Consider the following 12727-nt stretch of genomic DNA (forward strand, 5'->3'; position numbering starts at 1 on the left):
CCGGGTTTGGGGGCTTACATCCAGCCGCGTTCCTTGTAGTAGCGCACCGCGCCATCATGCAGGGGAATGGACAGACCTTGGGCAATCATCTCTTCTTCCTTCAGCGTGGCGAAGGCCGGGTGCAGACGCTTGAAGCGGTCGAAGTTCTCAAATACCGCTTTGACGGTCTGGTAGACGGTTTCGTCATCGGTGTCAGTGGAGGTTACCAGGGTGGCGCGAACACCGAAGGTATCGACGTCATTGTCGTTGCCGCGGTAAATGCCGCCGGGGATGGTGGCCTTGGCGTAGTAAGGGCGCTCGGCGATCAACTGATCGATTTCTTCGCCTGCAACTGATACCAGTACGGCATCAACCGTGGTAGTGGCTTCCTGAATGGAACCGTTCGGATGGCCGGCAACATAGACCATCGCATCGATATTGTTGTCACCCAGTGCTGCGGCTTGCTCTGCTGCATCCAATGCGGAAACCAGAGAGAAGTCATCGTGGGTCCAACCCAGCGCATCCAGCACTACATCCATGGTGTCACGCTGGCCGGAACCAGGGTTGCCGATATTCACACGTTTGCCCTTGAGGTCCTTCACGTCGGTGATGTTGGAGTCGCGGCGCGCTACCACAGTCAATGGCTCGCCGTGCAGGGCGAACATGGCGCGCATGCCTTCGAACTTACCGGCGTCTTCGAAGTTCTCTACACCTTCATAGGCTTTGTATTGAATATCAGACTGCACTACGCCCATATTCATTTCGCCGCCACGGATGGCGTTGACGTTGGCGACTGAGCCGCCGCTGGATGGCGCATTACAGCGAATGCCATGATCGTTGGTATTGCGGTTGATCAAGCGGCAAACAGACTGGCCGACAACGTAATAGACGCCGGTTTGGCCGCCGGTGCCGATGGTCACGAAGTTTTGCTGGGCCACAGCCGGAGTGGATGCCAGTGCGGCACATCCGATTGCTGCGGAAAACAGCATGGCGAGTGATTGACGTTTCATTAGAGGGTGACTCCTTTTTCTGGTTATCAATCGGCAGCACTGCAATAAGACACTGCAATTAGCTACCGATGTCACGGTATTCCCTAGCTTTTTGGCCAGAGAGACGAATATCAACTCGTGGTCGATGATTTAGTGCCCGATCCTTGCAGTGTAGCGGAGTATTACGCGTACAGCGGAAAATAACCCTAGCCCGGGTTTCGGGCAAGTTATTGATTCGACTGATATCTATGGAATTGCGACGCGTTGTAATGGTGCGTTGTCGGTCAACAGCGTCAGGCCAGTAGCTCAGACTGGCGGCCAGCCGCCCATCTCACGCCACCGATTGACGATGCTGCAGAACAGTTCGGCGGTCTTCTCGGTGTCATAGCGTGCGGAGTGCGCTTCCTTGCCGTCGAAGTCGATGTCAGCTGCTGCGCAAGCCTTGGCCAGCACCGTCTGGCCATATGCCAGTCCACCTAGGGTGGCAGTATCAAAGCAGGAAAAGGGGTGAAAGGGGTTGCGTTTGATCTGTGTGCGTTCGACAGCGGCATTGACAAAGCCCAGGTCAAAAAAAGCGTTGTGCCCGACCAGTACTGCACGGGTGCAGCCAGCAGATTTGACCGCCTTGCGTACGTGTTTGAATATTTCCGTCAATGCTTCGGATTCGTCCACTGCCATGCGCAATGGATGATCCAGCTTGATCCCGGTAAACTCCAGGGCTGCTGGTTCAATATTGGCACCGGCGAAAGGCTCTACGCGAAAAAAGTGCGTATGGTCCGGATACAGCATACCCTCTTCGTCCATCAGTATCGGCGTCGCGGCAATCTCCAATAGCGCATCGGTAGCTGCGTTAAATCCGCCGGTTTCGACATCCACCACCACCGGCAGAAAGCCACGAAAACGGTAGGCCATTGGCGGCTTGGAGCCTTTCGCTGGGGTCTCTTGCTGTTCTTCACTATCGAACTCAAACTCGCTCACGGGCGATCCTTAAATGGGTTGTACTGCTCAAATCCAGGATATCAGGCAACGCGCCAATGAATACTCTCGCCTGCACGCAGGGGAATAATAGTCTGGTCACCCAGCGGCAGGCAGTCAGGCACCTTCCAGGATTCGCGAACCAGCGTGACGGTATCGGTATTGCGTGCTAACCCGTAAAAATCGGGGCCATGCAAACTGGCGAAGCCCTCCAGTTTGTCGAGCACTCCGAGTTCGTCAAAGACTTCGGCGTATAGCTCCAAGGCTGCGTGCGCACTGTAGCAGCCAGCACAGCCGCAGGCTGCTTCTTTGGCGTGCCGCGCATGCGGGGCTGAATCGGTGCCTAGAAAGAATTTTTCCGAGCCAGAGGCTACGGCGTCGCACAGCGCTTGTTGATGGCGCTGGCGTTTGAGAATAGGTAGGCAGAACAAGTGTGGCCGAATACCGCCGACCAGCATGTGATTACGGTTGTAGAGCAGGTGATGGGCCGTAATGGTGGCACCGACGCGGCCGGGGGCACTGTTCACAAAGTCTACGGCATCGGCTGTGGTGATGTGTTCAAACACCACTTTCAATGTCGGGAAGCGCTCAACCAGACCGACCAGTTGTTGATCGATAAAGGCCTTCTCGCGGTCGAAAATGTCCACATTGGCGTGGGTCACTTCGCCATGCACGAGCAATGGCATACCTACCTCAGCCATGGCTTCCAGCGCGGGATAGATATACTCAAGGCGGGTCACGCCCGAGTCGGAGTTGGTGGTCGCACCCGCGGGGTAGAGCTTGGCAGCGATGGCCTGGCCCTCGCGGTGCGCCTCACGAATGCAGTCGGCAGTAGTCTGGTCAGTGAGGTAGAGCACCATCAGGGGTTCAAATGCCGAGCCCGGCGGGCGTACTGCCAGAATTCGCTCGCGGTAGCTCGCAGCCTGCTGGCCGGTACGCACCGGCGGGACGAGATTGGGCATGATGATCGCGCGGGCAAAGGTGCGGCTGACATCGGCCACGGTGTTGCTGAGCACCCCTCCGTCACGTAAATGAATATGCCAGTCATCTGGCCGGATCAGGGTAAGGCGGTCAGTCATCAGGGTGCTTCCAGACAATTTCAATCTGACCATGCTACCGGAATCAGGCCTGTTTTCACACCGGGAATAAACGGCTGTTACAAGTGCGAGCACGGTAAAGTTTTACCTGCAGCGGCCGATGCAACATCAGAGAGAATTGATAATGCATGGAGAATCTCGTGCGTCGAATAGCTTGCGCCCTGCTGCTGGGGGTTACATTGCCGGCCCAGGCGATTACTTTCCAGACCCGGATGGAAGAGGTCGAGTGGACGGTGGAAGGCAGCCAGTTCGAGTGCCGTCTGACCCAACCGGTCAGTGGCTATGGCCAGGCCGTATTTGTGCGCAAGGCAGGCGAGCGTCCGATATTCCAGTTGGAAGCGGTCAGTAATCTGATGCAGCCGGGCCAGGCTCAGTTGTTCAATGATCCGCCGCCATGGCGACATGATATGCGCGCCACCGTGTTAGGTCAGGGTCTGATCGAGGAAGGTCCGGTGGTTCTGCGGGTACCCCAGCAGCAGGCCGGGCAGATGCTTGCCGGGCTGGCCTTGGGCCTGCATCCGACTATTCAACGTGCGGCCTGGGCGGGTGCTTCAGACGCGATTCGCATAGTGGTGTCGAGCGTTGGTTATCACGAAGCATGGAAAGAGTTTCAAACCTGCATGAGCGGTTTACTGCCGCTGAATTTTGATCAGGTATCGCGCAGTGTTGTCAGCTTTGCCTCGGGGGGAGCAACGCTGAGCGCCAGTGCCAAAGCGTTACTGGATACGGCGTTGGTTTACATTAAAGCCGACGATGACATCGGTACCATTCAGCTCGACGGTCACTCCGACAACCTGGGCGATCGCCTCGCCAATCGGGAACTGTCACGCCAGCGCGCGATTGCCGTGCGCGACTACCTGACGGCCCAGGGAGTTGAAGAGCAGCTCTTTACCTTGCGTTTCCACGGCGAAAGCTATCCGGTTGCCAGCAACGGCAGCGATGCTGGTCGGCAGCAGAACCGCCGGGTTACCCTGCGTTTAGAAAAAAACTAGCTGTCCAGGTACCGGGCAAAGCCCATCTCCCCTGTGATTCCTCGCGCCTCGGCGCTAGAATAGCGCTTTGCCCGTCGCCCCATACGTGGCGCTAATCAATCTTCGAGGGAGCGCGTAATGTCCGATGTAAAAAAAGTTGTCCTGGCCTATTCCGGTGGTCTGGATACCTCTGTCATCCTCAAATGGCTGCAGGAAACCTATAACTGTGAAGTGGTAACCTTCACAGCAGACCTGGGTCAGGGTGAAGAGGTCGAGCCCGCACGTGCCAAGGCTCAAGCCATGGGCGTCAAGGAAATCTACATCGACGACCTGCGTGAAGAATTCGTTCGTGACTTCGTGTTTCCGATGTTCCGCGCTAACACTGTGTATGAAGGTGAGTATTTGCTGGGCACGTCCATCGCCCGCCCACTGATTGCCAAGCGGTTGATTGAGATTGCCAACGAAACCGGTGCGGATGCCATTTCCCATGGCGCGACCGGCAAAGGCAACGACCAGGTGCGTTTCGAGTTGGGTGCCTATGCGCTCAAGCCAGGCGTCAAGGTAATCGCCCCCTGGCGCGAGTGGGACTTGCTGTCGCGCGAGAAGCTGATGGATTACGCCGCACATCACGACATCCCGATCGAACGCCACGGCAAGAAGAAGTCGCCTTACTCCATGGACGCCAACCTGCTGCACATTTCCTATGAGGGCGGCGTGCTGGAAGATACCTGGGCCGAGCACGAAGAAGACATGTGGAAGTGGACCAAGTCGCCGGAAAATGCACCGGATAGCCCGACCTATATCGAGCTGACCTACCGCAATGGCGACATTACTGCGATCGACGGCAAAGAGCTGTCGCCAGCTACTGTGCTGGCCGAGTTGAACCGTATTGGTGGCGAGAACGGCATAGGCCGTCTGGACATCGTCGAGAACCGTTTTGTCGGCATGAAGTCCCGTGGCTGCTACGAAACCCCCGGCGGCACCATCATGCTCAAGGGCCATCGCGCGATTGAATCCATTACTCTGGACCGTGAAGTCGCGCACTTGAAAGACAGCCTGATGCCCAAGTATGCCGAGTTGATCTACAACGGTTTCTGGTGGAGCCCGGAGCGGCTGATGATGCAGAAAATGATCGATGCATCCCAGGCCAACGTCAACGGCGTAGTGCGTTTGAAACTGTATAAAGGCAATGTGATCGTCGTGGGCCGTCAGTCCGATGATTCGCTGTTCGACGCCGCCATTGCCACCTTTGAAGATGACGCTGGCGCCTATGATCAGGCCGATGCCGCAGGCTTTATCAAACTCAACGCCTTGCGCATGCGCATTGCGGCGGGCAAGGGCCGCAAGCTTCTTTGAAGCATCGCTGCACGCTGCTAGATTAAAGCGGCGTGCAGTTTGGCAGGGGTCGATTGTTCGGGTGTCCAACTGTTATGGTTAGGCGCCCGTTTTCGTTTTTGCACCTACCGCTTGAAGCTTGTAACTTGCAGCTTCAAGCTTAACCGAAGGTTGCTGCCATGCGCATACTACATACCATGCTCCGCGTCGGTGATCTGGACGCGTCTATAGCTTTCTACACTGAAGTGCTCGGCATGACCTTGCTGCGCCGTAAAGACTATCCCGAAGGCCGTTTTACCCTGGCATTCGTCGGCTATGGTAGTGAAGCAGAGCAGGCGGTACTGGAGCTGACGCATAATTGGGATACGGCCCACTATGATCTTGGCGACGGTTATGGTCATATTGCGATAGAAGTACTGGATGTCTACAAGGCTTGCGAGCAGATCACCGCCGCAGGGGGCAAGGTGGTAAGAGAGGCTGGGCCGATGAAACATGGCAACAGTATCCTGGCCTTTGTCGAAGATCCGGACGGGTATCGTATTGAATTGCTGTCGGGGCGCACGCCCGGAGTGGCTCACTGACAGCGTGAAGCTGGTGCGTTATGGTCTGGGCTCTATTCGGAATTGCGGCAGTATTGGCGCTGGTGTTGGAACGAATCAGCAGCCGGCGCCGCACCGTTCAGAAACGTCAGCGTCGGCTCAAGGCGTTGGAGCAGATCCGACTCTTGCGTTTGTTGCTTGAACAGGTCCAACGTCACCGGGGGCTGTGTTTTGGCGTGATGGCGGGAGAGAGTAGCCTTGAAAGTCAGCGCTGGAAGGTCGAGGCACAGGTTAACCATTGCCTTGAAGCTGTCGCCGTTCACGAGGGCAGCTTGTTCTGGTACACCGCCTGGCATCCTGTGGTACCTATTTGGGAAGAAATTGGCGCGCAACGCCAGCATCATGCTTCCGCAGAAGCGGTATTGCAGTTACACCATCGTATGGCCGACCACTTGATCAACACCATAGAAGCGCTGGGTAACCGGCACGACTTGCTGTGCCTGGGCGCCTTGGCGCCGCAGCCGCAGGGAATGTGGCTGGAGCTGCTAAAAAATACTGAACTGCTTGGCCGCGCCCGGGCCGTGGGAACCGGCATAGCTGCGCGCCGGCAAAACAGTGCGTTACAGCATCAAGAGCTGCAGCGTCTGCGCGAGCAGATCAATAGCCAGTGTTATCAGCCCTTGGCGCGGCTGTGTACCGAGCCGCTGTTGCGTCTGTCGATGGAAAAGCCTGTGCGGGCGGCCGAAGAGAGTTTGGACAGCTTACTGGCAGCAGTAGATTTGCTGCTGCAAAGTCGCGATAAGCCGGGTCTACCGTCCAATCGCTATTTCAATATCGCTACGCAGGCCATCAGCGCCAAATTGGCGATAGTCGATCTGTTGCTGGACCGGTTGCAGGCACCTGGTGCGTTGGCGTTCAGATAAACTTCAGCGCATTGTCGCATCAGCTCAGATCGGGCTGACGCCGCGAATCCGCGCCGCCATGTCCGCCGCGTAAAGGTCGGTCATGCCGGCAATGAAATCGATCACCCGCATATAGCTACGATACAAATCCCAATCTGGTTTGGGTGCATTATTACCCATCAGGTCTAGAATGCGCTGATGCTTGAAGCTCAGGTGCAGCCCGGCATGCTGTTCGTTTACTGCGCCGCAGAAGGCATCCAATAACGTTTCCAGGGTGCTGTAGGCACCAATTTCATGCAATGTCTTGCGCTTGTCCTGAAAGATACGTTCACGCGCCATGTTCTTCGCCGTCAGTACGCAGCGCCGGGCATTGTCATGCATGTGCTCGACCAAATCACCCTTAAGCTCACCGGCTAGCAACGCCTGCTGCTGATTGATAAACGCCTCGGCGGCGGCATTGACCAGGTGTTCGATGGCTTTGCCGCGCAAGATCGCCAGCTTGCGCCGAGTCGAGTCCTGCGGGCCAAGCAGGCGATAGGTTTCCGGTAGGTCATCGCCGACCAGCTGCAGCAATACGTCTTCAACCTCGGCGTAATCCAGCAGCTCCATCTCCATGCCGTCTTCAAGGTCAATCAGGCCATAGCAGATATCGTCCGCCGCCTCGACCAGATACACCAGCGGATGTCGCGCCCAGCACTGGTCTGCCTGCAGCGGTAGGCCGAGCTTGTCAGCGATCTGTTCCAGCAGCGGGAACTCGGCTTGGTAGCAACCGAACTTGTGCTTCTTGTAACCTTGGCTATCGGCGTGCCGTGCGGTCCAGGGGTATTTAAGATAGGCGCCCAGTGTGGCGTAAGTCAGGCGCATGCCACCTTCGAACTGGTGGTACTCCAATTCGGTAAGCACGCGAAAGCCTTGGGCGTTACCCTCAAAGTTAAGAAAGTCCAGGCGTTGGGCATCAGTCAGCGGCGCTAGCCAGCCGCGCTGGTCGGCCTGGTGGAACCAGTGGCGGATTGCATCTTCACCGGAGTGTCCATAGGGCGGGTTGCCAATGTCGTGGGCCAGGCACGCAGCCTGGACGATTACGCCGATATCCGCCGGCTCGCACCAGGCTGGCAGTTGGTCGCGGAGCATTTCTGCCACGCGCATACCCAGTGAACGGCCCACGCAACCGACCTCCAGGCTATGCGTCAGACGGGTGTGGATATGATCGTTACTGGAGACCGGATGCACCTGGGTTTTCTTGCCCAGACGCCGAAACGCTCCGGAAAAAATAACCCGGTCGTGATCCTTGTGAAAGGGTGTGCGGCCAAGTTCATCGGAACCGGCAACCGGTTTGCCCAGCCGCTCGCGGCACAGCAGTGTTTCCCAATCCATATAGTGTCTCCGTAATTTGTCGGCAGTATGTTGCATGGCGTCGCCACTGCCAAGCAGGCGGGTTACACTAGGCGCTTGATTCCCAGCCATGATTACCCTTTGATGCAAACCGATCCGCAACTGACCCTCTATGGGACCCAAGCCTGCCACCTTTGCGAGGAGGCCAGCAGCTTGTTAGCTCTGCTCGCAGGCAACGGCGTGCAGGCCCGCGAGCAGGATATTACCAACAGTGCGGACAGTGCCGAGCTGATGGCGCGTTACCAGTTGCGGATTCCGGTGTTGCGCCGCGAGGACACTGGCGCGGAGTTGGATTGGCCCTTCACCCTGCCGCAGCTGATGGAATGGCTGGGCGATGTGTTGGCGGAGGAGGGCTAAGCCATGGCACAGATCGTCAAACCTTTTTGGCAGCGTAAAGCACTAGTAGAGCTGGATCAGCAGGAGTGGGAGTCGCTGTGTGACGGCTGCGGGCTTTGTTGCCTGCAAAAACTCGAAGATGAAGACGACACTAACGCCATTTATTACACGCGCGTGGCCTGTAAGCTGCTGGACCTGAATAGCTGTCAGTGCAGTAACTACCCTCAGCGCCGGGATTATGTACCCGACTGTATTCAACTGACCCCCACCGCTGCTGCGGGCTTCTCCTGGTTGCCGCCCACCTGCGGTTACCGTCTGGTCGCCGAAGGCAAGGATCTGCCTATTTGGCATCATCTGGTGTGCGGCGATCGCAAAGCCGTGCACGCGGCTGGCATCTCCCAGGCCGGCCGCATGCTCGCCGAAAACGCGGTACCTGAGGTCGATTGGGAAGATCAGATTATCTTTAGGGTCGGGTAGGGTGCAGTTTAAACCTGACAGGTCGGTATAGCGCTGGAGCAGATACCAGGCATTGCACCTTGCATCCACTCGGATACCTTGCCGCTTGCCGTTGACCCAAACAGCAAAGCGGCTATGGGTCACTGACTTATCTGAAACTCGCGCAGCTTTTTGTAAAGATAACGCACCTGGTCATACTCGAACGGGCTGTCGAGTGCGCCATAGCGGAAACCGTTTTTATACCGAAGATCAATGGCATACAGCCCATAGCTCCATGGGTTGTTATTCATGATTTGGCGATTGTTCAAGTAGGCGGCCGCATCTTCAAGGGACCAGTCCACTGCTCGGCCAGTGGCATCACGCAAAGACGAGGGACCAAGGAAGGGAAGCACCAAATAGGGCCCAGGCGGTACGCCGTAGACGCCCAGAGTCTGGCCGAAATCTTCTGACTCCTGTGGCAGCCCCATGGTTTTGGCCACATCGAACAGGCCGACGACCCCCAAGGTGGTATTGAATAGCAGGCGCGCGGTGGTACGCATGCTGCGCTGTACCTTGCCCTGCAAAATGCTGTTGCCCAAGTTAGGCACGTCCGCCAGGTTGGAGAATACGTTAGACACACCTTTGCGAACGAATTGTGGCGTAGCCCATTCATAGGTACGTATCACTGGCAGATACACCAGCTCATCGAACTGTCCGTTGAAGCGGTAGATGCGCCGGTTGAAGCCTTCGATCGGATCCTGCACATTCAATGCGCGCAGGCTGGAACGTTCAAATTGGTACTGGCTGGCGTAGGGGTCGATTTCCAGCGCAGCGAAAGGGTCTGTGTACTCAGGCGTTACCGCCGCAGTGGAAACGGACTCACGCGTGCTTTGAGGCGTTTCCTGGGCAAGCAGCGATGTGGTGCATAACGCCAGGCACAAGGTCAGAGTAGTTCTACGCATTATTCTGTTCCCTCAAGAAAGCCCAGCATCCGTGCGGTCACGTCGACGTGTTGCAGATTTCCACCATGGCCCCCGCGCGGAAACACATAAGCACGCTCGCCCAGCAGTTGGGTGAGATAGGCGTAGTCACCGGCGTCAAGAATAAAGTCATCGGCATTGGTAACGGCGGCGATTTTCGGGTTGTCGACCAGGTGCTCTTCAATGCTGCGCAGACTGGTTTCATACGCCATGTCGTTGATGGTCTTCTCGATATTGCGGTTGTTCCACGATGGCCACAGCTGGCTCTGCACGTAGCAGTTGAAGTCGCAAAACAAAGCTCGACGCAGGTAGGGCGTCAACGAGGTGCTGACCTTGATGGTCTCCCCAGGTGGCGCATAACGGCCTGTACCGTTGATCACGTCGGTCATGAAGTTCAGGTCGGCCGCCGCAAATCGAAACACAGCACCTATCATCAGCGCCATCTCGGCATCAGTCAAAGCCTCCTCAGACGTCTGGATGCTAGTGAACAGGCCGGCTTCCACATCGGTGTCGCCGCTCTTGGCGAAGTGGCGGGAGAGTTTGTCGAAAATATGCTCGTAGAAACTCTCGGTATTGCGGATGCCTTCCACCTTGGTGTCTGACAATGCATCCAGGCGCTGGATGGAGGAGTACAGATCCACGGGAGGATTGAGCATCAACACCTTGGTGAAGTTGAACTGACCCAGCGATTCATCAAGGTGGCTAACAAAGGCAGCATTCAGCGCACCGAGGCTAAATCCGGCGACGCGGTATTCAGTCACCTCGATACCTTTTTTGTTACGGGCATGCTCAACTGCCAGTGACATGGCGGTATGCAGATCGCGCGCATCTTCGCGACCCAGACCAGGCAAGCCGGTGCTTGAGGCTGAGGCAATAAAATCGTGGTTGGTCGGCGAAGACAGCATGATGACGTGCATGCCTGCATCCCAGAACAAGGCCTTGAGGTAGTCCAGGCGCGGGCTATCGAAACCCGAACCGGTACCGGCGATCAGAAAGATCAGCGGGGCGGGTTTGTTTTGGTAGGCTAGTCGGTAGTGCATGTCACGGTAGCGTGACAGCGCAGGGGGCAGATATCGCTCTGGCAGTACGCGCACAGAGAGGTCTGCCTGGCGAACATCCACATCGTCAGACACCGGCGCGCGCAAGGGCTCGGGGGTGCCACCGATAGTGGACATAAAGGCATTAATGTTGGGATAACTGAAGTTATCGGTCTGTTGAGCCTGTGCCGAGACGGCAAACAGGCTGAAAATCAGCGCATAGATATATAAGGGCATGGGGTTTTCCAGTGGACTCCCCTGACTATACCCGAATAACAGCTATAAAGTTCCCCAGCACCGCTGAATAGTAGCTGCCGCAGCGGCGTTTCCGCAGTATTTCGCGGAGCATGCGCAGCCCGGCGATCAGGCGCCTGTAGCACCTGCCATCAAGCCTGGAGAAGGGGTGGTGACAAGCGCTCGGTGCGCTTTTGCTCAATCCGTTTCCAGACCTTCTCGTGAAAGTGGAAAGCGACGGTGTTGATGGCGGGTTCTACCAATGCAACAGCGCCGCCGATCACCAGACTGCCGGTCATCAGGTACACCACCGCAAAGGCCACGGTGAAATGCATGATTGCGAAAGTAGTGGTCTTGACCATGGTACACCTCAATTCATAAATGGGAATCATTCCCGATGAAGTGAGTGTAGAAGGTCACTGCTGATAGGCAAAACAGATTTGGGTAATGGCTTCGATTGTTTAGTTCAATCGCTTAACCATCAAGCCACAGCTCGCCGCTTTGTAGGGCGGCGAGGGTGGTTAGCCGTCGAAGTCGAAGTCCAGCAATTGTTTCTGCAGGCGTCGCTCTTCCAGGTAGTTATCGATCAATCTGCGTTTGGTCAGATTGGCTTTGGAATTGGCCGCTGAGTCCGTATCGGGCGCATCGTCTTCTTCAACAAAGTCATCGTCGTCCAGTTCTATTTCTGCTTTTGCTTTGGCCATGACTCAACTCCACTATGAAGATGCCATTTGCGCACCTTATAGCGACGAATCGAACTTAGCGGAAATAGATTTTTTCAATCAGGTGGAGCAAATTTAAGCGAGGGTTTCAGTTACCGGTTTTAAACTTGTAGTCGCACAGGTCTTCGATGCGGCAACTACCGCATTGCGGGGTGCGTGCCTTGCACACATAGCGGCCGTGCAAGATCAACCAATGGTGAGCGTCGACCAGGTATTCCTTGGGCACGTGGCGCATTAATTGGCGCTCGACCTCCAACACATTTTTACCCGGTGCGATGCCGGTGCGGTTGCTGACGCGGAAGATATGCGTATCCACCGCCATGGCTGCATGGCCGAACGCGGTGTTGAGCACTACGTTTGCTGTCTTGCGGCCCACGCCGGGCAGAGCCTCCAGCGCCTCGCGGTTGTCCGGTACCTGGCTATTATGCAGCTCGACCAGCATACGGCAGGTCTCAATGACGTTTCTTGCCTTGCTGTTGTACAGGCCAATAGTCTTGATGTATTCGCTCAACCCCTCGACGCCCAGCGCGTAGATGGCCTCCGGCGTATTGGCCACAGGGTAGAGTTTGGCCGTGGCCTTGTTCACGCCCACATCCGTAGCCTGGGCTGAGAGGATTACCGCGATGAGTAACTCGAATGGGCTGTTGTAGGCCAGTTCGGTGGTGGGGGTGGGGTTGTCCTCACGCAGCCGACGGAAAATTTCCGCGCGTTTTTGTTTATTCATTGGCAGTGGTTTTCTCAGACCTGGTTGATATTGATGTGTTTAAGGCAGGGACATGACAAGGGCGCGTAAGGCGGGCGGGG

General features: G+C 56.5%; 15 protein-coding genes. 6 read left to right on the forward strand and 9 right to left on the reverse strand.

The window, feature by feature from the left end:
• Positions 1-14: 14 nt before the first annotated feature.
• The 3 genes from K787_RS0112375 to pyrC form a co-directional block, all read right to left on the reverse strand.
• On the reverse strand, positions 15-989 hold the full coding sequence (locus tag K787_RS0112375; RefSeq protein WP_022963123.1) for a TAXI family TRAP transporter solute-binding subunit: 975 nt from the start codon (positions 987-989) through the stop codon (positions 15-17).
• Between the two features lie 285 nt (positions 990-1274).
• Positions 1275-1946 carry a ribonuclease T gene (gene rnt, locus K787_RS0112380; protein ID WP_022963124.1) on the reverse strand — a complete coding sequence of 224 codons (672 nt, stop codon included), beginning with the start codon at positions 1944-1946 and terminating at the stop codon, positions 1275-1277.
• Between the two features lie 41 nt (positions 1947-1987).
• Complete coding sequence (gene pyrC / locus K787_RS0112385; protein WP_022963125.1) at positions 1988-3022, reverse strand: dihydroorotase; 1035 nt, start codon at positions 3020-3022, stop codon at positions 1988-1990.
• A gap of 158 nt (positions 3023-3180) precedes the next feature.
• On the opposite strand from pyrC, the gene K787_RS23005 reads away from it, so the two are divergent.
• The 4 genes from K787_RS23005 to K787_RS0112405 all read left to right on the forward strand — a co-directional run bounded on the left by K787_RS23005 (position 3181) and on the right by K787_RS0112405 (position 6808).
• A complete protein-coding gene (locus K787_RS23005; RefSeq protein WP_022963126.1) occupies positions 3181-4032 on the forward strand; it encodes a flagellar protein MotY in 852 nt (283 codons plus the stop codon).
• A gap of 81 nt (positions 4033-4113) precedes the next feature.
• Positions 4114-5367 carry an argininosuccinate synthase gene (locus K787_RS0112395; protein ID WP_268870409.1) on the forward strand — a complete coding sequence of 418 codons (1254 nt, stop codon included), beginning with the start codon at positions 4114-4116 and terminating at the stop codon, positions 5365-5367.
• A gap of 158 nt (positions 5368-5525) precedes the next feature.
• On the forward strand, positions 5526-5927 hold the full coding sequence (gene gloA / locus K787_RS0112400) for a lactoylglutathione lyase (RefSeq protein WP_022963128.1): 402 nt from the start codon (positions 5526-5528) through the stop codon (positions 5925-5927).
• Positions 5928-5947: 20 nt separating this feature from the next.
• Positions 5948-6808, forward strand: coding sequence for a nitrate- and nitrite sensing domain-containing protein (locus K787_RS0112405; RefSeq protein WP_022963129.1), 861 nt, complete (start codon positions 5948-5950; stop codon positions 6806-6808).
• Positions 6809-6832: 24 nt separating this feature from the next.
• Here the strand turns inward: K787_RS0112405 and K787_RS0112410 are convergent, their stop codons facing one another.
• Positions 6833-8161, reverse strand: a complete 1329-nt coding sequence (locus K787_RS0112410) for a deoxyguanosinetriphosphate triphosphohydrolase (protein ID WP_022963130.1) — start codon at positions 8159-8161, stop codon at positions 6833-6835.
• Positions 8162-8263: 102 nt separating this feature from the next.
• Here K787_RS0112410 and K787_RS0112415 point away from each other — a divergent pair, with 102 nt between their 5' ends.
• On the forward strand, positions 8264-8536 hold the full coding sequence (locus K787_RS0112415) for a glutaredoxin family protein (protein WP_040640989.1): 273 nt from the start codon (positions 8264-8266) through the stop codon (positions 8534-8536).
• Positions 8537-8539: 3 nt separating this feature from the next.
• On the forward strand, positions 8540-8992 hold the full coding sequence (locus K787_RS0112420) for a YcgN family cysteine cluster protein (RefSeq protein ID WP_022963132.1): 453 nt from the start codon (positions 8540-8542) through the stop codon (positions 8990-8992).
• Positions 8993-9111: 119 nt separating this feature from the next.
• On the opposite strand, the gene K787_RS0112425 is transcribed toward K787_RS0112420, so the two are convergent.
• The 5 genes from K787_RS0112425 to nth all read right to left on the reverse strand — a co-directional run bounded on the left by K787_RS0112425 (position 9112) and on the right by nth (position 12647).
• Positions 9112-9915, reverse strand: coding sequence for an MlaA family lipoprotein (locus tag K787_RS0112425; protein WP_423785711.1), 804 nt, complete (start codon positions 9913-9915; stop codon positions 9112-9114).
• Positions 9912-11204, reverse strand: coding sequence for a serine protein kinase PrkA (locus K787_RS0112430; protein ID WP_022963134.1), 1293 nt, complete (start codon positions 11202-11204; stop codon positions 9912-9914). The genes K787_RS0112425 and K787_RS0112430 overlap by 4 nt, the downstream gene beginning before the upstream one ends.
• A 149-nt stretch (positions 11205-11353) precedes the next feature.
• Positions 11354-11563, reverse strand: coding sequence for a DUF2061 domain-containing protein (locus K787_RS0112435; protein WP_022963135.1), 210 nt, complete (start codon positions 11561-11563; stop codon positions 11354-11356).
• Between the two features lie 159 nt (positions 11564-11722).
• Positions 11723-11905: a PA3496 family putative envelope integrity protein gene (locus K787_RS0112440; RefSeq protein ID WP_022963136.1), complete on the reverse strand. Its 183-nt coding sequence runs from the start codon at positions 11903-11905 to the stop codon at positions 11723-11725.
• 106 nt (positions 11906-12011) lie between these two features.
• Positions 12012-12647 carry an endonuclease III gene (nth, locus tag K787_RS0112445; protein ID WP_022963137.1) on the reverse strand — a complete coding sequence of 212 codons (636 nt, stop codon included), beginning with the start codon at positions 12645-12647 and terminating at the stop codon, positions 12012-12014.
• Between the last annotated feature and the right edge of the window lie 80 nt (positions 12648-12727).

It is taken from the genome of Halopseudomonas pelagia CL-AP6, from assembly GCF_000410875.1.
Classification (GTDB): domain Bacteria; phylum Pseudomonadota; class Gammaproteobacteria; order Pseudomonadales; family Pseudomonadaceae; genus Halopseudomonas; species Halopseudomonas pelagia.